The 20,947-nt window shown below is 73.6% G+C and carries 19 protein-coding genes; 15 read left to right on the top strand and 4 right to left on the bottom strand.

Annotated elements, in window-relative coordinates:
- Positions 1 to 86 precede the first annotated feature (86 nt).
- The 5 genes from ispG to ACIP5K_RS28375 all read left to right on the top strand — a co-directional run bounded on the left by ispG (position 87) and on the right by ACIP5K_RS28375 (position 5,510).
- Complete coding sequence (ispG, locus tag ACIP5K_RS28395) at positions 87 to 1,244, top strand: flavodoxin-dependent (E)-4-hydroxy-3-methylbut-2-enyl-diphosphate synthase (protein ID WP_401414026.1); 1,158 nt, start codon at positions 87 to 89, stop codon at positions 1,242 to 1,244.
- A gap of 432 nt (positions 1,245 to 1,676) precedes the next feature.
- The gene (locus ACIP5K_RS28390; protein WP_401414023.1) at positions 1,677 to 2,525 is read left to right on the top strand and encodes a GNAT family N-acetyltransferase; all 849 of its coding nucleotides are present in this window, start codon (positions 1,677 to 1,679) and stop codon (positions 2,523 to 2,525) included.
- A gap of 65 nt (positions 2,526 to 2,590) precedes the next feature.
- Complete coding sequence (locus ACIP5K_RS28385) at positions 2,591 to 3,148, top strand: GNAT family N-acetyltransferase (RefSeq protein ID WP_401414021.1); 558 nt, start codon at positions 2,591 to 2,593, stop codon at positions 3,146 to 3,148.
- 71 nt (positions 3,149 to 3,219) lie between these two features.
- A complete protein-coding gene (locus tag ACIP5K_RS28380; RefSeq protein WP_401414019.1) occupies positions 3,220 to 4,929 on the top strand; it encodes a proline--tRNA ligase in 1,710 nt (569 codons plus the stop codon).
- 95 nt (positions 4,930 to 5,024) lie between these two features.
- Complete coding sequence (locus ACIP5K_RS28375; protein WP_401414017.1) at positions 5,025 to 5,510, top strand: GNAT family N-acetyltransferase; 486 nt, start codon at positions 5,025 to 5,027, stop codon at positions 5,508 to 5,510.
- A 4-nt stretch (positions 5,511 to 5,514) separates the two neighbouring features.
- On the opposite strand, the gene ACIP5K_RS28370 is transcribed toward ACIP5K_RS28375, so the two are convergent.
- Genes ACIP5K_RS28370 through ACIP5K_RS28360 form a run of 3 tightly spaced genes read right to left on the bottom strand, consistent with a single transcriptional unit; the run spans position 5,515 to position 7,404 of the window.
- On the bottom strand, positions 5,515 to 6,417 hold the full coding sequence (locus ACIP5K_RS28370) for an aminoglycoside phosphotransferase family protein (RefSeq protein ID WP_401414015.1): 903 nt from the start codon (positions 6,415 to 6,417) through the stop codon (positions 5,515 to 5,517).
- 28 nt (positions 6,418 to 6,445) lie between these two features.
- Complete coding sequence (locus ACIP5K_RS28365) at positions 6,446 to 6,919, bottom strand: ferritin-like domain-containing protein (protein ID WP_401414013.1); 474 nt, start codon at positions 6,917 to 6,919, stop codon at positions 6,446 to 6,448.
- Between the two features lie 8 nt (positions 6,920 to 6,927).
- Positions 6,928 to 7,404, bottom strand: coding sequence for a hypothetical protein (locus ACIP5K_RS28360; protein WP_401414011.1), 477 nt, complete (start codon positions 7,402 to 7,404; stop codon positions 6,928 to 6,930).
- Between the two features lie 174 nt (positions 7,405 to 7,578).
- Here ACIP5K_RS28360 and rimP point away from each other — a divergent pair, with 174 nt between their 5' ends.
- From rimP to ACIP5K_RS28320, 8 genes are all read left to right on the top strand, one after another.
- On the top strand, positions 7,579 to 8,094 hold the full coding sequence (gene rimP, locus ACIP5K_RS28355; protein WP_401414010.1) for a ribosome maturation factor RimP: 516 nt from the start codon (positions 7,579 to 7,581) through the stop codon (positions 8,092 to 8,094).
- Between the two features lie 2 nt (positions 8,095 to 8,096).
- Positions 8,097 to 9,095 carry a transcription termination factor NusA gene (gene nusA / locus ACIP5K_RS28350; protein WP_401414008.1) on the top strand — a complete coding sequence of 333 codons (999 nt, stop codon included), beginning with the start codon at positions 8,097 to 8,099 and terminating at the stop codon, positions 9,093 to 9,095.
- Between the two features lie 102 nt (positions 9,096 to 9,197).
- Positions 9,198 to 9,476 carry a YlxR family protein gene (locus tag ACIP5K_RS28345; RefSeq protein ID WP_401414006.1) on the top strand — a complete coding sequence of 93 codons (279 nt, stop codon included), beginning with the start codon at positions 9,198 to 9,200 and terminating at the stop codon, positions 9,474 to 9,476.
- Between the two features lie 146 nt (positions 9,477 to 9,622).
- Entirely contained in the window at positions 9,623 to 12,721 is a 3,099-nt protein-coding gene (gene infB / locus ACIP5K_RS28340) for a translation initiation factor IF-2 (RefSeq protein WP_401414005.1), read from the top strand.
- Between the two features lie 139 nt (positions 12,722 to 12,860).
- Positions 12,861 to 13,154 carry a DUF503 domain-containing protein gene (locus ACIP5K_RS28335; protein WP_401414003.1) on the top strand — a complete coding sequence of 98 codons (294 nt, stop codon included), beginning with the start codon at positions 12,861 to 12,863 and terminating at the stop codon, positions 13,152 to 13,154.
- 46 nt (positions 13,155 to 13,200) lie between these two features.
- Positions 13,201 to 13,671, top strand: a complete 471-nt coding sequence (rbfA, locus tag ACIP5K_RS28330; RefSeq protein ID WP_401414002.1) for a 30S ribosome-binding factor RbfA — start codon at positions 13,201 to 13,203, stop codon at positions 13,669 to 13,671.
- A gap of 2 nt (positions 13,672 to 13,673) precedes the next feature.
- Positions 13,674 to 14,579, top strand: a complete 906-nt coding sequence (truB, locus tag ACIP5K_RS28325; RefSeq protein WP_401414000.1) for a tRNA pseudouridine(55) synthase TruB — start codon at positions 13,674 to 13,676, stop codon at positions 14,577 to 14,579.
- A gap of 241 nt (positions 14,580 to 14,820) precedes the next feature.
- A complete protein-coding gene (locus ACIP5K_RS28320) occupies positions 14,821 to 17,232 on the top strand; it encodes a hypothetical protein (RefSeq protein WP_401413999.1) in 2,412 nt (803 codons plus the stop codon).
- A 209-nt stretch (positions 17,233 to 17,441) separates the two neighbouring features.
- On the opposite strand, the gene ACIP5K_RS28315 is transcribed toward ACIP5K_RS28320, so the two are convergent.
- The gene (locus tag ACIP5K_RS28315; protein ID WP_401413997.1) at positions 17,442 to 18,782 is read right to left on the bottom strand and encodes an MFS transporter; all 1,341 of its coding nucleotides are present in this window, start codon (positions 18,780 to 18,782) and stop codon (positions 17,442 to 17,444) included.
- Between the two features lie 126 nt (positions 18,783 to 18,908).
- Between ACIP5K_RS28315 and ACIP5K_RS28310 the strand changes: the two genes are divergently transcribed.
- Complete coding sequence (locus tag ACIP5K_RS28310; protein WP_401414206.1) at positions 18,909 to 19,787, top strand: winged helix-turn-helix transcriptional regulator; 879 nt, start codon at positions 18,909 to 18,911, stop codon at positions 19,785 to 19,787.
- A gap of 143 nt (positions 19,788 to 19,930) precedes the next feature.
- Positions 19,931 to 20,890, top strand: a complete 960-nt coding sequence (locus tag ACIP5K_RS28305; protein WP_401413996.1) for a bifunctional riboflavin kinase/FAD synthetase — start codon at positions 19,931 to 19,933, stop codon at positions 20,888 to 20,890.
- Positions 20,891 to 20,947 lie beyond the last annotated feature (57 nt).

Raw genomic sequence — 20,947 nt, 5'->3', positions numbered from 1 at the left:
GCGATGTGCCCGGCCGCGCGCCGGTGACGTAATCTCGGAAGCCTCTGGACTCGATCCTCGATCCACACCTTGGGGTTGCACAGCAGATGACTGCGATTTCACTCGGCATGCCGGACGTACCGACCAAGCTCGCCGAGCGGCGCAAGAGCCGGCAGATCCAGGTCGGCACGGTGGCCGTGGGCGGCGACGCCCCGGTGTCGGTGCAGTCGATGACGACCACGCGGACGTCCGACATCGGCGCCACGCTCCAGCAGATCGCCGAGCTGACCGCGTCCGGCTGCCAGATCGTGCGGGTGGCCTGCCCCACCCAGGACGACGCCGACGCGCTGCCGATCATCGCGAAGAAGTCGCAGATCCCGGTGATCGCCGACATCCACTTCCAGCCCAAGTACGTCTTCGCCGCCATCGAGGCGGGCTGCGCCGCGGTCCGGGTCAACCCGGGCAACATCAAGCAGTTCGACGACAAGGTCAAGGAGATCGCCAAGGCGGCGAAGGACCACGGCACCCCGATCCGCATCGGGGTCAACGCGGGCTCCCTGGACCGCCGCCTGCTCCAGAAGTACGGCAAGGCGACGCCCGAGGCCCTCGTCGAGTCGGCCCTGTGGGAGGCGTCCCTCTTCGAGGAGCACGACTTCCGCGACATCAAGATCTCGGTCAAGCACAACGACCCGGTGGTCATGGTCAACGCGTACCGCCTCCTGGCCGAGAAGTGCGACTACCCCCTGCACCTCGGCGTCACCGAGGCCGGCCCCGCCTTCCAGGGCACCATCAAGTCGGCCGTCGCCTTCGGCGCGCTGCTCTCCGAGGGCATCGGCGACACCATCCGCGTCTCCCTCTCGGCCCCGCCGGTCGAGGAGATCAAGGTGGGCAACCAGATCCTGGAGTCGCTGAACCTCAAGCCCCGCCGCCTGGAGATCGTCTCCTGCCCGTCCTGCGGGCGTGCCCAGGTCGACGTCTACAAGCTGGCCGAAGAGGTCACCGCCGGGCTCGACGGCATGGAGGTGCCGCTCCGCGTCGCCGTCATGGGCTGTGTCGTGAACGGGCCGGGCGAGGCCCGCGAGGCCGACCTCGGCGTCGCCTCCGGCAACGGCAAGGGCCAGATCTTCGTCAAGGGCGAGGTCATCAAGACCGTCCCCGAGTCGAAGATCGTGGAGACCCTCATCGAGGAAGCCCTCAAGATCGCCGAGCAGATGGAGAAGGACGGCGTAGCCTCCGGCGAGCCGTCCGTCGCAGTAGCCGGCTGACTCCCGCCCCCGCGCCTCCCAGGGGCGCGGGGAACGGCGCGAGAAGCGGCCACCGGCCGCGACCCGAAGCACGCCCCGAGCCCGAAGCGCCCCCCAGGGGCGCGGGGAACGGCGCGAGAAGCGGCCACCGGCCCGCACACGAGCAACCACCCCAGGGGCGCGAGGAACGGCGCGGGAAGCGGCCACCGGCCCGCGCACGAGCAACGACCCCAGGGGCTCGGGGAACGGCGCGAGAAGCGGCCACCGGCCGTCAGCCGAGGCACGACCTGCGCGAGAAGCCCCCGCCCAGAGCCCGGCGGCGACGTGGCCGAGGGGACGGCACCCCCGCTGAGACCGCCGGAGGCACCCGCACCCCGGTACACACCGAGCCACCCCCATTCGGCGGCAGGTACAGTGCGGAGATCAGCCCTCCCCGCCAAAAAGGCCCCGCACGTGTTGACTCAGACCACCACCCGGGTCCTCGAACCGAGTGACCTCGACGCCGCGCTCGCCGTCCTCGACCGCGAGCCGGTCGTGAACGCCTTCGTGACGGCCCGCGTCCGCGTCGCGGGCCTCGACCCGTGGCGGCTCGGCGGCGAGATGTGGGGCTGGTACGAGGACGGCATGCTCCGGTCCCTGTGCTACGCGGGCGCCAACCTGGTCCCCATCTGCGCCACCGACCGAGCCGTCCGCGGCTTCGCCGACCGCGCCCGCAGGGCGGGCCGCCGCTGCTCCTCCATCGTGGGCCCGGCCGAGCCCACGGCCCGCCTGTGGCAGCTCCTCGAACCGTCCTGGGGCCCCGCCCGCGACGTCCGCGCCAACCAGCCCCTCATGGTCACCGACCGGCTGCCGGCCCACGTCGTCCCCGACCCCTATGTCCGCCGCATCCGCAAGGACGAGATGGACACGATCATGCCCGCGTGCGTGGCGATGTTCACCGAGGAGGTCGGCGTCTCCCCGCTGGCGGGCGACGGCGGCCTGCTCTACCAGGCGCGGGTCGCCGAACTGGTCGGCTCGGGCCGCTCCTTCGCCCGCCTCGACGACGACGGCAAGGTCATCTTCAAGGCGGAGATCGGCGCCGCGACCCCCGAGGCCTGCCAGATCCAGGGCGTCTGGGTGGCGCCCGAACACCGCGGCAAGGGCCTCGCCGCCCCCGGCATGGCGGCGGTCGTCCGCTACGCCCTCGCCGACGTGGCGCCCGTCGTCAGCCTCTACGTCAACGACTTCAACACCCCGGCCCGTGCGGCCTACCGCAGGGTCGGCTTCGAGGAGATCGGCGCGTTCATGAGCGTGCTGTTCTAGCGCACGGCCCGGCCGCCCCGGCCGCCCGACCCATCATCGGTGCGCCCCGGGGTACTCTCCGGGGCATGCCGCACCGCAGCAGCCCGGACGAACCCTCCGTCACCATCGGCCCCCTCGACCTGCGCGACCGCGTGGACGAGGCCCTCGCGGTCCAGGCCCACGCCTTCGGCCTCAGCGACGACGAGATCGCCGTCCGCCGCCAGATCGTCCTGCGGCACATCATGTACCCCGGAGCCCGCGCCCTCGGCGCCACCACCGGGACCGGCCGCCTCGTCGGCTTCGTCTACGGCATGCCCAACGACCGCACCCACTGGTGGTCCACCGTCGTCGAGCCGTACCTGCGCTCCCGCGGCACCGACCACTGGCTCGACGACTCCTTCGTCATCACCGAGCTGCACGTGCACCCCGGCCACCAGAACCGCGGCATCGGCCGCACCCTGATCACCACCATCACCGACGCGGCGCGCCAGCCCCGCTCGATCCTCTCCGCGATCGACCACGAGAGCCCGGCCCGCGGCCTGTACCGCTCCCTGGGCTACGACGACCTGGCACAGCAGGTGCTGTTCCCGAGCGCCCCGAAGCCGTACTGCGTGATGGGCGCGCCCCTCCCGCTGCTGCGCTGACCGATTTCCGGCCGCCGGGCCCGCACGGCTAACCTCCTGGGACCACCCTTTCGCAGCAGGAGTCAATAATCATGGCCAAGGCCCAGGTCCAGCGCATGTCCCGGTTGATGGTGAAGACCTTGCGCGACGACCCGGCGGACGCCGAGGTGCTCAGCCACAAGCTCCTCGTGCGCGCCGGGTACGTGCGCCGCACCGCCGCGGGCATCTGGTCCTGGCTGCCGCTCGGCAAGAAGGTCCTGGCCAACGTGGAGCGCGTGGTCCGCGAGGAGATGGACGCCATCGGCGCCCAGGAGGTCTCCCTGCCGGCCCTGCTGCCCAAGGAGCCCTACGAGGCGACGAACCGCTGGACCGAGTACGGCGCCGAGCTGTTCCGCCTCAACGACCGCAAGGGCGGCGACTACCTCCTCGGCCCGACCCACGAGGAGATCTTCACCCTGCTGGTCAAGGACCAGTGCACGTCCTACAAGGACCTGCCGGTCATCCTGTACCAGATCCAGACGAAGTACCGCGACGAGGCCCGCCCCCGCGCCGGCATCCTGCGCGGCCGCGAGTTCCTGATGAAGGACTCGTACTCCTTCGACCTGGAGGACGAGGGCCTCGCCCGGTCCTACGCGCTGCACCGCGCCGCCTACCAGAAGATCTTCGAGCGCCTCGGCCTCGACCACCGCATCTGCGCCGCCACCGCCGGCGCCATGGGCGGCTCCAAGTCCGAGGAGTTCCTGGCCCCGGCCGCGGCCGGCGAGGACACCTTCGCGGACTGCCCGAACTGCGACTACGCGGCGAACACCGAGGCCGTCTCCTACGCCCTGAAGCCGGTCCCCGCCGAGGACACCCCGGCCGTCGAGGAGATCCCCACCCCCGACACCCCCACGATCGAGACGCTCGCCGCGTACCTGAACGTCCCGGCGTCGGCCACCCTGAAGAACCTCCTGGTCAAGGTCGACGGCGAGATCGTCGCCGTCGGCGTCCCCGGCGACCGCGAGGTCGACCTGGACAAGGTCGAGGCGCACTTCGCCCCGGCCGCCGTCGAGCTGGTCACCGCCGAGGACTTCGCGGGCCGCGACGACCTGGTGCGCGGCTACGTCGGCCCGCAGGGCCTGGAGAAGGTCCAGTACGTCGCCGACCCGCGCGTCGCCCCCGGCACCGTCTGGATCACCGGCGCCAACAAGGACGGCGTGCACGCCAAGAACGTCGTCGCGGGCCGCGACTTCGAGGTCGACGCGTACGTCGACGTCGTCGTGGTCCAGGAGGGCGACCCCTGCCCCGCCTGCGGCACGGGCCTGAAGCTGGACCGCGCCATCGAGATCGGCCACATCTTCCAGCTCGGCCGCAAGTACGCCGACGCCTTCCAGCTCGACGTGCTCGGCCAGAACGGCAAGCCGGTCCGCGTCACCATGGGCTCGTACGGGGTCGGCGTCTCCCGCGCCGTCGCCGCCCTCGCCGAGCAGCACGCCGACGACAAGGGCCTGGTCTGGCCCGCGGAGATCGCCCCCGCCGACGTGCACGTCGTCGCCGCGGGCAAGGCGCTCCAGACCGAACTGGCCCTGGAGGTCTCGGAGCTGCTGGCCGAGGCCGGGGTCCGCGTCCTCGTCGACGACCGCCCGGGCATCTCGCCCGGCGTGAAGTTCACCGACTCCGAGCTGATCGGCGTCCCGCAGATCCTGGTCGCCGGGCGCCGCAGCGGCGACCGTGTCCTGGAGCTGAAGGACCGCCGCACCGGCGAGCGCGAGGAACTCTCGGTCGAGGACGCCGTGGCCCGCCTCACCGCGCCCCGCGCATAGGCGCCGTCGCGGCTTCCCCGCACCCCTGAAGCGGGTCCCGCCCGCTTCAGGGGCCGCGCGCGCCGCCGCGTCCGCCCCACCCCTATCGTGGCGCCATGCCCGAACTCCAGCGCCTGAACCAGGAACACGCGGCAGCGCTCCTCGTCTTCGAGCGCGAGAACCGCGCGTTCTTCGCCGCCAGCATCCCCGACCGCGGCGACGCCTACTTCGCCGACTTCGCGGAGCGCCACGCGGCGCTGCTCGCCGAACAGGACACCGGCGCCGTCCACCTGCACGTCCTGGTCGGCGAGGCCGGCGCGATCCTGGGCCGGTTCAACCTGGTCGACGTCCGGGACGGCGGCGCCGACCTGGGCTTCCGCCTCGCCCGCGCGGCCACCGGACGGGGCCTCGCCACCGCCGCCGTGCACCAGGTGCTGGCCCTGGCCGCCGCCGACCACGGCCTCACCCGCGTCACCGCGTCGGCGGCCCGCGTCAACGGCGCCTCCCGGGCGGTCCTGGCCCGCACCGGCTTCCGCCCCACGGGCGAGACCACCCTCTCGGGCAAGCCGGGCATCACCTACGTACGCGAGCTGACCGGCTGACCCCTCAGAGCCAGCCCGCGAACTCCAGCAGGTTCTCGGCGTCCCGCTCGCGCCCCACGCGCAGCGCCCGCACCCCGGACTCGACCGCCCGGAACAGCGTCCAGCCGCGCAGCCGCTCCTGCTCCACGTCCAGCGACTCGGCGAGCTTCTTCACCCGGCGCCGGGTGATCGCCGGCCCCGACGGCGAGCCGATCAGGTCCTCCACCCGGTCGCGCACGAGCCGCGCCAGATCGAAGGCGCACTCGCCGACCACCGGATCCGGGCCCACGGCCAGCCACGGTATGCGCTCCCCGGACAGCACCTTGGACTGCCGGAACGTGCCGTGCAGCAGCCGCAGTTCGGGCGGCGCCGCCACCAGCTCGTCCCGCGCCGCCAGCGCCGCGTCCACGAGCGGCGCCACATCGGGGAAGGTGTCGACGGACGCGCGCATCGCCGTCGCCTGCCGGCCCGTGCGCTCGGGCACCGTCTCGCAGTTGCGGCCCGCCGGCGGGTCCACCCACAGCCGCCGCAGCGTGCCCGCCGCCTCCAGGAGCGCCTTCGCCTCCGGCAGCGTCCGCACCGAGACCTCCGGGTGCAGCCGCTCCAGCAGCAGTGCGCCGTCGGTCGTCCCGGCGTCGAGCAGCCGGACCGCGCCGAACCCGTCCCAGTGCGTCAGAGCCGCCCGCTCCGCCTCCGGCCGGAACCGCTCGGGCGCCAGCTTCAGGATCGCGGGGGAGCCGTCCGCGGTGCGCACCTGGGCGACCAGGCTGCTGCGCCCGCCGGGCAGGTGCACCCGCTCCACGGTCACCCCGCGGCGGGCCGCCGCCTCGTCGAGCAGGACGCCCAGCCGGGCGAGCCACGCGGACGCCCCGTCGTCGCGCACCTCGCCGAGCGCGTTCACCAGCCGCTGCGGCGGTTCGAAAGCCATGCGCGCGTGATTCCCTTCCGAAGACTCCTCAGGTACCGGGCGTCGCCGTGGAACCGGAGGCGGACGCCGTGGGCGCCGCGGACCGTTCGGTGAGCCCAGGGAAGGCTACGCTCCCGCCGCGCCAACGCACCGCACGGACCGCCGCCTCCCGCAGCGCGTCGGCCGCCGCCCGCCGCCGGGCGCCGCTCGACGCCCGTACGAGATCCGAGTAGACCCCGGCGACCCGCTCCTCGATGTCGGCCGCGAGCCGGGCCGCGGCGGCCGAGTCCGGCACCGGGAACGGCAGCGCGTACGCACCCGCCGACTCCTCCGGGGCGCCGCCCAGCTCGCGGACCGTGCGGCGCAGGTCGTCGCGGCGGGCGCGGTGCGCGTCGTACGCGGCCTTCGCCTCGTCGCCGCGGCCCGCGCGGATCCGGCCGCCGACCACCCCGTACCCGTACACCGCCGCGTGCTCGGCCCGCAGCGCCGCCTGCACGGCGGTCAGCACATCCTGCTCGGTCATCGCGACCCTCACCCCTCAGCCAGCAGATACGCGTGCCCGGCACCGGCCGCCGCCACCGACGCGAGCAGCCGCGCCAGCTCCGCCGGGGTGTCCGGCTCGGCCAGCGCCTTCATCCTGCGGTCGGCCAGCTCCCGCTCGGCCGCCGCCAGCGCCCTCAGTACGTCCTTCTCGGCGACCGGCGGCGTCGAGGCGCTGCTCGCCGCGCTCGGCCGGGTCGCCCCGCCGAACGCCTGCGCGTGCCGGGCGACCTCGTCGCGCAGCGGGGCGAGCCGCGCGGCCAGCGACGGCCGCGCGGCGAGCGCCCGGTCGTACTGCCCGAGCAGGTCGGCGCTCTCCCGGGCCGCCTTCGCCCGCAGCCGCTTCGCGCGCGAGACCGACGGAGCGCCCTCGGCGCCGCCGCCGTCGCCACCGCCGTCCGAACATCCGGCCAGCAGCGCGGCACCGGCCACCGAGGCCAGCAGACTCCTACGAGTGGTGAGCGGCACGGCGGACGTCCTTGGGCAGCGGAGCGGGCGGGGAACGGGGAGTGACCGGTGATCACCGTACAGTCGGCACCCGCCGGGTGGACGGCAACACCCCCCTGGACCGGATACCCTTTGACCTGACGCGCAGGGAATGTCAGTAACCACAACAGCACACGCGGCCGAGGAGTCACCCGGATGAGCACCACCCAGAACGAGAGGCTGCGGGAACTACTGGAACCGCTCGTCAGCTCGCAGGGACTCGACCTCGAAGAGATCGAGGTGGCCTCGGTCGGACGCAAGCGTGTGCTGCGTGTCGTCGTCGACTCGGACGAGGGCGCCGACCTGGACGCGATCGCCGATGTGAGCCGCGCGCTCTCGGCGAAGCTCGACGAGACCGACGCCATGGGCGACGGCGAGTACGAGCTGGAGGTCGGGACGCCGGGCGCCGAGCGCCTGCTGACCGAAGCCCGCCACTACGTCCGCGCGACGGACCGCCTCGTCAGGTTCCAGCTGACGGACGACAGCGAACTGGTCGCGCGCATCCTCACGGTCGACGACACGGGTCTCGACCTCGAAGTACCGGGCGTGAAGGGCCGCAAGGCCACCGCCCGACGGCTCGACCTCGCCGACATCGCCAAGGCGCGGGTCCAGGTCGAGTTCAACCGCAAGAACAAGAACGACGGCAACGACGTTCAAGAAGAGGAGGCGTAGCCGTGGACATCGACATGAGTGCCCTGCGGGGTCTGGTCCGGGAGAAGGAGATCTCCTTCGACCTGCTGGTCGGGGCGATCGAGTCGGCCCTCCTCATCGCGTACCACCGCACCGAGGGCAGCTTCCGCCGGGCGCGCGTGAAGCTGGACCGGGACAGCGGCCACGTGACCGTGTGGGCGACGGAGGACCCGGCGGACCTCGAAGAGGGCCAGGAGGCCAAGGAGTTCGACGACACCCCGTCGGACTTCGGCCGGATCGCCGCCACCACCGCCAAGCAGGTCATCCTCCAGCGGCTGCGCGACGCCGAGGACGACGCGACGCTCGGCGAGTACGCGGGCCGCGAGGGCGACATCGTCATGGGCCAGGTCCAGCAGGGCCGCGACCCGAAGAACGTGCTGGTCGACATCGGCAAGCTGGAGGCCATCCTGCCGGTGCAGGAGCAGGTGCCCGGCGAGGAGTACCCGCACGGCCTGCGGCTGCGCAGCTACGTCGTCCGGGTCGCCAAGGGCGTGCGCGGTCCGTCGGTGACGCTGTCGCGCACCCACCCCAACCTCGTGAAGAAGCTCTTCGCGCTGGAGGTGCCGGAGATCGCCGACGGTTCGGTGGAGATCTCCGCCATCGCCCGCGAGGCCGGCCACCGCACGAAGATCGCCGTGCGCTCCACCCGGAGCGGGCTCAACGCCAAGGGCGCGTGCATCGGCCCCATGGGCGGTCGCGTGCGCAACGTGATGGGCGAGCTGAACGGCGAGAAGATCGACATCGTCGACTGGTCGGACGACCCGGCGGAGATGGTGGCCAACGCCCTGTCCCCGGCGCGCGTCTCGAAGGTCGAGATCGTCGACATGGGTGCCCGCTCCGCCCGGGTCACGGTGCCGGACTACCAGCTGTCGCTGGCCATCGGCAAGGAGGGGCAGAACGCCCGCCTGGCCGCCCGGCTGACCGGCTGGCGCATCGACATCCGGCCGGACACCGAGCAGCCCGGATCCGACTCCGGGGAATAAATCCGGGCGCAGAGCGCTTGGATCACGACAGAATGTGACGTAGACGGCCGTTCGATTTTTCCCCCGAAGGGGTGAGGCCGCTACGGGGAGGTAGACTAAATCGTGTCTGGCCGGACGCAAGCCCGCGCCTGCCCTGAGCGAACCTGCGTGGGATGCCGGGAGCGAGCGGCCAAGAGCGATCTGCTGCGGATCGTGATCGTCGAGGGTGAATGTGTCCCCGATGATCGCGGTACGCTGCCCGGCCGGGGTGCCTACGTGCATCCCGCCGAGATCTGTCTCGACCAGGCGGTCCGCCGTCGGGCGTTCCAGCGGGCCTACAAGGCCCCTGGACCGTTCGACACCGCGGCCCTGCGCCACCGTGTCGAGCAGGCAACACCGTAAGAAGCGCCGTACGGAACCCCCGTGCGGCCCTGGTATTCCGCGAGTTGGAAGTAGGTCGAGATTGCGATGAGCACTCGATGAGCACGCGATGAGTACGCCCATGAAGTAGCGACGGTCCGGCGTAACCCGGACCTAAAAGGAGCGAAGTGGCTAAGGTCCGGGTATACGAGCTCGCCAAGGAGTTCGGCGTAGAGAGCAAGGTCGTCATGGCCAAGCTCCAAGAACTCGGTGAATTCGTACGTTCGGCGTCCTCGACGATCGAGGCGCCGGTTGTGCGCAAGTTGACTGACGCCCTGAATCAGGGCACCAATGGCGCGGGCAAGCCCGCGTCGAAGAAGGCCGCGCCCGCGAAGCCCGCGGCGCCGCGTCCCACCCCTTCCCCCGCGCAGGCCTCGAAGCCTGCCGCTCCGCGTCCGGGCCCGGCTGCGCCGAAGCCCGCCGCCGCGGAGAAGCCCGCCCCGGCCCCCGCCGCCTCGTCGGCGCCGGGCCCGCGGCCCACCCCGGGTCCGAAGCCGGCTCCCAAGCCCGCTTCGCCGGCCCCGGCAGCGCCCGAGTTCACGGCGCCGCCCGCCGCCCCGGCCGCCCCGTCGGCCCCGGCGCCGGCCGGCCCGCGTCCCAGCGGTCAGGGTGCCCGTCCGGGCGCCCCGAAGCCCGCGGGCCGTCCCGCCCCCGGCCAGGACCGCGGTGACCGCGGTCAGGGCCGTGGCGACCGCCAGGGTGCTCCGCGCCCCGGCGGCCAGGGCGCCCGTCCCGGTGGTGCCCGTCCCGCGGGTCCCCGTCCGGGCAACAACCCCTTCACCTCTGGTGGCTCCACCGGCATGGCGCGCCCGCAGGCGCCCCGTCCGGGCGGCGCCCCGCGTCCCGGCGGCCAGGGTGCCCCGGGCGGCCCCCGCCCGCAGGGTGGCGGCCAGGGTGGTCCCCGTCCCCAGGGTCAGGGCGGCGCCCGTCCGACCCCGGGCGGCATGCCTCGCCCGCAGGGCGGCGCGGCCGGTGCCGGCGCGGGCGGTCCCCGTCCCGGCGGCGGCAACCGTCCGAACCCCGGCATGATGCCGCAGCGTCCCGCCGCGGGCCCGCGTCCCGGTGGTGGCCCCGGCGGTGGCCGTGGTCCCGGTGGCGGCGGTCGTCCCGGCGGCGGTGGCGGCGGCGGTCGTCCCGGCTTCGCCGGTCGTCCCGGCGGTCCCGGTGGTGGCGGCGGCGGCTTCGCCGGTCGTCCCGGCGGTCCCGGTGGCGGTGGCGGCGGCTTCGCCGGTCGTCCCGGCGGCGGCGGTGGCCGTCCCGGCTTCGGCGGTCGTCCCGGTGGTCCCGGTGGCCGTGGTGGCACGCAGGGTGCGTTCGGCCGTCCCGGCGGGCCCGCCCGTCGCGGCCGCAAGTCGAAGCGGCAGAGGCGCCAGGAGTACGAGGCCATGCAGGCCCCGTCGGTGGGCGGCGTCATGCTGCCTCGCGGCAACGGACAGTCCGTCCGTCTGTCGCGCGGTGCGTCGCTGACCGACTTCGCGGAGAAGATCGGTGCCAACCCGGCCTCGCTCGTCGCCGTGATGATGAACCTCGGCGAGATGGTCACTGCCACGCAGTCCGTCTCCGACGAGACGCTGAAGCTCCTCGCGGACGAGATGAACTACCTCCTCGAGATCGTCAGCCCCGAGGAGGAGGACCGCGAGCTGCTCGAGTCCTTCGACATCGAGTTCGGCGAGGACGAGGGCGGCGAGGACATGCTCGTCTCGCGTCCGCCGGTCGTCACCGTCATGGGTCACGTCGACCACGGTAAGACCCGCCTGCTGGACACCATCCGCAAGACGAACGTCATCGCGGGTGAGGCCGGCGGCATCACGCAGCACATCGGTGCGTACCAGGTCACGACCGAGGTCAACGAGGAAGAGCGTCGGATCACCTTCATCGACACCCCGGGTCACGAGGCGTTCACCGCCATGCGTGCCCGTGGTGCGAAGTCGACCGACATCGCGATCCTCGTGGTCGCGGCCAACGACGGCGTCATGCCCCAGACGGTCGAGGCGCTGAACCACGCCAAGGCCGCCGAGGTCCCGATCGTCGTCGCGGTCAACAAGATCGACGTCGAGGGTGCCGACCCGACCAAGGTGCGCGGTCAGCTGACCGAGTACGGCCTGGTGGCCGAGGAGTACGGCGGCGACACCATGTTCGTCGACATCTCCGCCAAGCAGGGTCTGAACATCGACTCCCTGCTGGAGGCCGTGGTCCTGACCGCGGACGCCTCGCTCGACCTGCGGGCCAACCCGGAGCAGGACGCGCAGGGTATTGCGATCGAGTCGCACCTCGACAAGGGCCGCGGTGCCGTCTCGACGGTCCTGGTCCAGCGCGGCACGCTGCGCATCGGCGACACCATGGTGGTCGGCGACGCGTACGGCCGGGTCCGGGCCATGCTCGACGACAACGGCAACAACGTGGAGGAAGCGGGTCCCTCGACCCCCGTCCTCGTGCTCGGTCTCACCAACGTCCCGGGTGCCGGCGACAACTTCCTGGTGGTCGACGAGGACCGTACGGCCCGTCAGATCGCCGAGAAGCGTGCCGCCCGCGAGCGCAACGCCAACTTCGCGCGGCGCGGCGTCCGGTTCTCCCTGGAGAACCTGGACGAGGCCCTCAAGGCCGGTCTGGTGCAGGAGCTCAACCTCATCATCAAGGGCGACGCGTCCGGTTCGGTGGAGGCTCTCGAGTCCTCGCTGCTCCAGCTCGACGTCGGTGAAGAGGTCGACATCCGTGTCCTGCACCGCGGTGTGGGTGCGGTCACCGAGTCCGACATCAACCTGGCGACCGGCTCCGACGCCATCGTCATCGGCTTCAACGTCCGGGCAGCCGGCCGTGCGCAGCAGATGGCGGAGCGCGAGGGCGTCGACGTCCGGTACTACTCGGTGATCTACCAGGCCATCGAGGAGATCGAGGCGGCCCTCAAGGGCATGCTCAAGCCGGAGTACGAAGAGGTCGAGCTCGGCACGGCGGAGATCCGCGAGGTCTTCAAGTCGTCCAAGCTGGGCAACATCGCCGGTGTGCTCGTCCGGTCCGGAGAGGTCAAGCGCAACACCAAGGCGCGCCTGCTGCGCGATGGCAAGGTCATCGCGGAGAGCCTCAACATCTCCGGTCTGCGTCGCTTCAAGGACGATGTCACCGAGATCCGCGAAGGGTTCGAGGGCGGTATCAACCTCGGCAACTTCAACGACATCAAGGTCGACGACGTCATCGCGACGTACGAGATGCGCGAGAAGCCGCGCGTCTGACCTGAGCGTCACGTTTCGGGGCCGATCGGCGGGACTTATTTCCGTCGATCGGCCCCGGCCGTTGCGTGTACGGTTCCCGTATCGGTGTCCGGAGCGGGCACCTATACGAACCCGAACCGGCGGGACATCCGGACCATTCATGTACGTGGGGACTCTGTCCTTCGACCTGCTCCTCGGCGATGTTCACTCGCTGAAGGAAAAACGCTCCCTCGTCCGTCCGATCGTGGCCGAACTCCAGCGCAAGTACGGAGTGAGCGCCGCGGAGACGGGGAACCAGGACCTCCATCGCCGGGCCGAGATCGGGCTCGCGACGGTCTCCGGGGACACGGGACACCTCACCGATGTACTCGACCGCTGCGAACGGCTCGTCGCCGGGCGGCCAGAGGTGGAACTGCTCTCGGTTCGACGCAGGCTCCACAGCGACGAAGACTGAAGCCTGAAGCACCACAAGAAGTAAGCACTTAAAAGGAGACGGACCAGTGGCCGACAACGCGCGCGCCAAGAGGCTGGCGGACCTCATCCGAGAGGTGGTGGCCCAGAAGCTCCAGCGCGGGATCAAGGACCCGCGGCTCGGCACACACGTCACCATCACGGACACCCGCGTCACCGGTGACCTGCGGGAGGCGACCGTCTTCTACACGGTGTACGGGGACGACGAGGAGCGGGCCGAGGTGGCGGCCGGCCTGGAGAGCGCCAAGGGCATCCTGCGCTCCGCGGTCGGCGCGGCGGCCGGTGTGAAGTTCACGCCGACCCTCACCTTCGTCGCGGACGCCCTGCCGGACAACGCCAAGACGATCGAGGACCTCCTCGACAAGGCGCGGTCCTCGGACGCCCAGGTGCGCGAGGCGTCCGCGGGCGCCCAGTTCGCCGGCGACGCGGACCCGTACAGGAAGCCGGAGGACGAGGCCGACGACGCTGCCGACACCGCCCACAAGGACGGCGACGCCTGAGCATGTCGGACCGCACCCCCCCGCCCGACGGCCTGGTCATCGTCGACAAGCCGTCGGGTTTCACCTCGCACGACGTCGTGGCCAAGATGCGCGGGATCGCCAGGACCCGCCGCGTCGGCCACGCGGGCACCCTCGACCCGATGGCGACGGGCGTGCTGGTGCTCGGCATCGAGCGCGCCACCAAGCTCCTCGGCCACCTCGCACTGACCGAGAAGGAGTACCTGGGCACCATCCGGCTCGGGCAGAACACGCTCACCGACGACGCCGAGGGCGAGATCACCTCGTCCACGGACGCCTCCGGGGTCCGGCGCACGGCCGTCGACGCGGGGATCGCCAAGCTGACCGGCGCCATCATGCAGGTGCCGTCCAAGGTCAGCGCCATCAAGATCAACGGCGTGCGTTCGTACAAGCGGGCCCGGGACGGCGAGGACTTCGAGATCCCGGCCCGGCCCGTGCGGATCTCCTCCTTCGCCGTGTACGACGTGCGGGACGCGGTCGCCGAGGACGGCACGCCGGTGCTCGACCTCGTGGTGTCCGTCGTCTGCTCGTCCGGTACGTACATCAGGGCCCTGGCCCGGGACCTGGGCGCGGACCTCGGCGTGGGCGGGCACCTGACCGCGCTGCGCCGCACGCGCGTCGGCCCGTACAAGCTGGACCGGGCGAGGACGCTGGACCAGCTCCAGGAGTCCTTCGCCGTGATGCCGGTGGCCGAGGCCGCCGCTGCCGCCTTCCCGCGCTGGGACGTCGACGCCCGGCGCGCCGGGCTGCTGCTGAACGGCGTGCGGCTCGACGTGCCCGGGGAGTACGCGGGCGCCGGGCCGGTCGGCGTGTTCGACCAGGACGGCCGGTTCGTCGCGCTCGTCGAGGAGTCGAAGGGCAAGGCCAAGAGCCTGGCCGTCTTCGGCTGAGCCCGCCTCCGCGGGGCGCCCGCTTTCGGTGGAGCGGCGGTTGCCAGGTCCGCCCGGCGCCCGCCGCTCCACGTTCCCCCTCTCCAAGGTGTATCCGTCCGGACGCCCCGCTTCACCCCTTCGAGCAGGCGCTCGGAGTGAAGCGGGGGAGCGGAAGGGGGCGCGTTCGGGTCGTGTCCTGTTCCGCTGATCACCGCGCGCCTACCGTCGGGGAGGACGGGTGCGGCGGGAGGTGGCGGGCATGGTGGATCCGCCGCTGGTCCGGATCTGCGATCCGGCGGGGCGCCCGCGCGGCGCCGGGTTCGCCGCGGACGACCGCGGCACCGTCGTCACCAGCCATGAGGCGGTCGACGGGCTCGGCCGGCTGGTGCTGCACGCGCCGGACGGCGGGGGGACCTGTGTCGTGGGGCCCGAGGCGGTCGTGGAGCTGCCGGAGGCCGATCTCGCGCTCGTGCGGACCGAGGGGCTCGGGGTGGCGCCGGTGCCGGTGGCGGCGTCTGGTGCGCTGCGGGCCGGGGCGTACGTCAGGATTCCGGCGGACGGCTGGCGCGAGGCCCGGGTGCTCGGCCGCACCGAGGTGACCTATCCGGCGGCCGGCGGCCTCCATGTGCTGGACGGCGCCCTGGAACTCGCGGTCGGGACGGCCGGTGCCGACGCGCTGCTGCACGGCGGTGGCGCCGCCGGCGGACCCGTCGTCGACGCCGGGAGCGGTGCGGTCGTCGCCGTGCTGGGGACGGCGCTGACGGCCGGGCACCCGGCGGCCGGGTTCGCGGTGCCGCTGCGCGCGGCGGCCGCCGCCGACCCCCGCGGCCCGCTCGCCGACCTCCTCGCGCGCAACGCGGCGACGGTGCCCGCCTACGGCCCCGATCTCAATCTGGCGGGCGTGCTCCAGGTCGCCGCCGTCTCCGTGGACAGCGACGGGCCGGGGCCGGGCGGCGGACCCGCACCGGTCGAACGGCCCGGGACGGTCCGGGAGCTGGCCGACTTCACGCGCGGCGCCGCCACCGTCCTCGCCCTCGTCGGCGACCCGGGGTGCGGCCGGACGACGGAGCTTGCGGCCTTCGCCGCGCGGCGGACCGGGCATCCCGCGGTGTGGCTGCGCGGCGCGGATCTGCGGGGGGACGACGCCTGCGTCGCGGACGCGCTGGAGCGCGCCCTGGACCGCGCCGGGCGGATCGTGGAGGCCTCCGGCGCGGGCGGCGCGCGCGGCGGCCTCTCGGCGGAGCGCGTCGCCGCCGTGGCCCACGCCGCGGGACGGCCGCTGATCCTGCTGCTCGACGGGCCGGAGGAGATGCCGCCGGTGCTCGCGCACCGGCTCGCCGCCTGGTCGCAGCGCACCGAGCGGTGGCTCGCGCGGTGCGGGGTGCGGCTCGTGGTGGCGTGCCGCGGGGAGTACTGGGAGCAGGCCGGGGAGCTGTTCGGCGCGCGGACGCTGCACGGGCCGGCCGCGGGGCCGCTGCCCGCGTGTGTGCCGCTGGGGGATCTGAGCGGGCAGGCGGCGCGGCTGGCGCGGGAGCGGTACGGGATCCCTCCGGGCGCGCTCGCGGCGCGCGACGCCGGGCATCCGCTGGCGCTGCGGCTGCTCGGCGAGGTGCGCGCGGCCGTGCCCGGCGGGGGCCCGGCCGGATGCCCGGACCGGGACGAGGTCTTCGGCGCGTATCTGGACCTGATGTGCCTGCGGGTGGCGGTGCGGCTCGCGGCGCCCGCGGGGGTGCGGGGGAGCGCGGTGCGGCGGCTGGCGGCGCGGGTCTCGGGGCGGCTGCACGAGGCGGCGCGGCGCGGTCTGGGGCCCGGGCAGGGGGACCTGGACCGGGCGGCGTTCGAGGAGCTGTTCCCGTGGGGGGTGCTGCACGGGGTCGCCGGGTGGGCGTCGGCCGTGCTGGCCGAGGGGGTGCTGGTGCCCGCCGGGGACGGGTACCGGTTCGCGCACGAGGAGGTCGCCGACTGGATCCAGGGCATGCACCTGGACCTGGACACGGCGCTCGACGCGCTGGTGTTCCGGCGGCCGGATGGCGGGAGGTCCGTGCCGGTGCCGCGGCACCGGGCGGGGCCGGTGGTGCGGGCGCTGCTGCTGGTGGGGCGGGAGCGGGGCGCCGGTGAACTGGGCGCGCGCCTCGCCGAGCTGGCCCGTCGGGTCGAGCCCGGGGGCGGCCCCGGGGAGCGGGGCGAGGCGTGCTGGTGGGCCGCGCAGCTGCTCGGCGGGGTGCTGCTGCGGGTTCCCGACGCGGGCGTGCACCGGCGCGTGCTGGAGGAGCTGGCCGAGCGCGGGGTGTTCGGGCCCGGCTTCTGGCGGGCGCTGCCGGTCGCGGACGAGCTGCGGGTCGCCCTGCTGCGGCGGCTCGTCGTGCGGGATCCGGGGCCCGGGGCGGGGGAGCGGTACCTCGACGTCGTGGTCGAGCGGCTCGTCGCGGAGCCGGAGCGGGTGCAGGGGCAGCTGGTCCGCTGGTTCGGTGACGAGCGGGTGCTGCCCGCGTCGCCGGATGCCACGGTCGGGACCGCCGCGCAGGCGTTGCTGTACATCCATCGGCGGCGGGCCGTCGACGCGCTGGCCGGGGTGCTGGCGGAGTGCGGGCACCCGCGTGCTCGCGAGTTGCTGGCCGTCCTCGCCGCCGAGGGGGTGGTGGTTCGGGGCCGGGGTGGGGGCGCCGGGTGAGGGTGGGGCCGGGCGCACGGTTCCCCGTGCCCCTGGACCGGGCTCCGTCGGGCCGGGCTCCGTCGGGCTGGTCTCCGTCGGGCTGGTCTCCGTCGGGCTGGTCTCCGTCGGGCCGGGCTTCGTCGGGCCGGGCTTCGTCGGGCCGGGCTCCGCCGGAACGGGCTCCGCCGGAACGGGCTCCGTCGGGTCAGGGGCACGGGAGACGGCCGTCAGGTGGTGGCGAGGTCGCGGTGGCGGCCCACCGGGGAGGCCAGGAGGTACAGGCCGGGGACGGTCGCGGCGGCGCACACCGTCCACAGGGCCGCGTGCGTGCCGGCCAGGGTCGCGAGCAGCCCCGCGGCCAGGGCGCCCAGGGGCAGGGCGCCCCAGGAGATGAAGCGGACCGTGGCCATCACCCGGGACAGCAGCGCGGGCGGCGACTGGGTCTGGCGGTAGGTGCGGGTGGTGATCGAGCCGACGACGCTGCCGAAGGCGAACCCGGCGTTGCCGAGGGCGAACCAGTACGCGTCCCCCGCCGAGGTGGTCAGCGGAGCCAGGAGCAGCAGCGCGGCGCCCGCCAGATCGGCCGCGATGATCCCGCGCGCGGTGCCCAGGCGGCGGGTGATCCGGACGGCGACGGCGGACCCGGCGAGCGCGCCGACCCCGTCCATGGCGAGCACCAGACCGAGCTGTACGGAGTTCAGACCGGCCTCGCGGACCAGGTAGAGCGGGGTGAGGGCGACCAGGGCCGCGTTCAGGAAGTTGGCGGCCGTCGCCCAGACCGTGCAGGGCAGCATGACCGGGTGGCGGGTCACGTACCGCCAGCCCTCGCGGATCAGCCGCAGCGGCCTCTGCCCGGCCGGTGGCGCGGGACGCAGCTCGGGCAGGGTGCGCAGCAGCACGGCGGAGACCAGATGGCTGACCGCGTCCACGGCCAGCGCCCCGGCCGGTCCCGCCGCGCTCACCAGCACGCCGCCGAGCGAGGGCCCGCCGGTGTCGGTGACGGCGTGCGTGCCGGACACCACGCTGTTGCGGGCGGCCAGCTGCCCGGCGGGGACGACGGCCGGCAGGAACGTCGAGTTGCCGATGTCGAACAGGACCGTCGCCGCGCCGGTGACCAGCGCCGCGAACAGCAGGTGCGGATAGGTCAGCGCGCCGAGCCACCAGGCGAGCGGCAGGGAGCCGAGCGCCACGAACCGGACGAGGTCGAGCCCGACCTGGAGCCGGCGCAGCGGCACGTGCTGCGCGACGACCCCCGCCGGCAGGCTCAGCAGCAGCCAGGAGATCTGGCCGGCGGCGGCGAGCAGCGCCGTCTCGAAGGCGGTGGCGTCCAGGACGGTCAGGGCGAGCAGCGGCAGGGCGAGCGCGGTGACGGCGGAGCCCGCGTCGCTGACGGTGCCGGCGGTCCAGTACCGCCAGAAGACGCCCGGCGCGGAGCCGCCCGCCGACCGGCGCGCGGAATCCCCGTCGTCCCTGCCTTCCCTGACGTCCCTGCCCTCCGCGCCGTCCGTGCCGATGCGGCTGCCGTCGGGTTCGTCGGTCGGCTCAGCCGCTGTCTGCGGTACGGCCACAGGTGGTCTCCCCCCACTGGGTTTCTTTTAGGAACTCACTCGTTCAGGTGAGTTCCTATCGGAAACTGACCCGATGGCGCAAGATGGATGCAGGAGACCGCGGTACGGGGAGAAGGCGGGGACGTCATGGTCAGGTCGGTGCCGGAGCGGGACGCGGCCTGCGCGATCGCGCAGGCCGCGTCCGTGGTCGGCGACTGGTGGAGCCTGCTCCTGATCCGCGAGACGGCGCGGGGTCACCACCGCTTCGACGCGCTCCAGGAGGAGCTGGGCATCTCCCGCAAGGTGCTCGCCGAACGCCTCGGCCAGCTCGTCGACGCCGGGGTCCTGGAGAAGGTCCCGTACCAGAGCGGGCCCGTCCGCCACGAGTACCGGCTGACGGACGCCGGCCGGGGCCTGCTGCCCGTCCTGCTGGCCATGCAGGACTGGGCGGACCGCTGGGTCTTCGGCGACGGCTCGCTCAGCGGCACCGCCGACGAGCAGAGCGAGCAGGCGCGGCGCACGGCCGCGCTCGCGGGCGCACGGCTGCCGCCGCTCACCCTGCCCCGCCACCGCGACGGGAGCCCGGCCGACCCGGTCGCCGGGGCCGCCGCCACCGTCCTGTTCTGCTATCCGGCGACCGGCCGCCCGAGCCCGCTGCCGGAGGGCTGGGGCGACATCCCCGGCACCGTCGGCTGCACGCTGGAGAACCGGCTGTTCCGCGACGCCTACGACGACTTCCGGGCGGCCGGCGCCGAGGTGCGGGGGGTGAGCACCCAGCGCCCGGACGAACAGCGCGTGTTCGCCGTCGAGGAGGGCATCCCCTTCGACCTGCTCTCCGACGTCGACCTGCGGCTCGCCGCCGCCCTGCGCCTGCCGGTGTTCCGGGCCGGGCAGGCGCTGCGCCTCAAGCGCGCCGTCCTCGTCGTGGACCGCGACCGGGTGGTGCGGCACGTGCGCTTCCCGGTGACGGACATCCCCGACGCGGTGCGCGAGGCGCTGGGCGTGGCCCGCGCACTCACCGGCTGACCTGCACCGGGTGGGCCGGGGAGAGGCGCGGGCCCCCGGCATGGCACTCTTAGACCTGCGTGTTCCGCCCCGAGCGAGGGGTGACGGCGATACGCGGACACAGAGATGAACCGTCGTACACAGGTTTGCGAGGAGCAATCACCGTGCAGCGCTGGCGTGGCTTGGAGGACATCCCCCAGGACTGGGGGCGCAGCGTCGTCACCATCGGCTCCTACGACGGCGTGCACCGCGGACACCAGCTGATCGTCGGCCGTGCCGTGGAGCGCGCCCGCGAGCTGGGCGTCCCCGCGGTCGTCGTCACCTTCGACCCGCACCCCAGCGAGGTCGTGCGGCCCGGCTCGCACCCGCCGCTGCTCGCCCCGCACCACCGGCGCGCCGAGCTGATGGCCGCCCTGGGCGTGGACGCGGTGCTGGTCCTGCCGTTCACCACCGAGTTCTCGAAGCTGTCGCCGGCCGAGTTCGTGGCGAAGGTGCTCGTCGACAAGCTGCACGCCCGCGTGGTCGTCGAGGGCCCCAACTTCCGGTTCGGGCACAAGGCCGCGGGCGATGTGCGGTTCCTCGCCGAGGCCGGCGCCACGTACGACTTCGAGGTCGAGGTCATCGACCTGAAGGTGAGCGGGAACGCCGGCGGCGGCGCCCCCTTCTCCTCCACGCTGACCCGCACCCTCGTCGCCGAGGGCGACGTCGAGGGCGCCGCCGAGATCCTGGGACGCCCCCACCGGGTCGAGGGCGTCGTCGTGCGCGGCGCGCAGCGCGGCCGCGAGCTGGGCTTCCCCACCGCCAACGTGGAGACGCTGCCGCACACCGCGATCCCCGCCGACGGCGTCTACGCGGGCTGGCTGCACGTCGACGGCGAGGCGATGCCCGCGGCGATCTCGGTCGGCACCAACCCCCAGTTCGACGGTACCGAGCGGACCGTCGAGGCCTACGCCATCGACCGCGTCGGGCTCGACCTGTACGGGCTGCACGTCGCCGTGGACTTCCTCGCCTTCGTGCGCGGCATGTCGAAGTTCGACTCGCTGGAGCAGCTCGTCGACGCCATCGCCGACGACGTGAAGCGGTCCAGGGAACTCATCGAGGCGACCGGGGCCGCCGGGGCGTGACCGGTCCGGGCGGGTGACACGGGTCACGTCCGGCCGTGTCACATCCCCGGGGGCGGC

The sequence above is a fragment of the Streptomyces sp. NPDC088785 genome (genome assembly GCF_044750685.1).
Lineage (GTDB): Bacteria > Actinomycetota > Actinomycetes > Streptomycetales > Streptomycetaceae > Streptomyces.
This window is presented reverse-complemented; position numbering and strand designations above follow the sequence as displayed.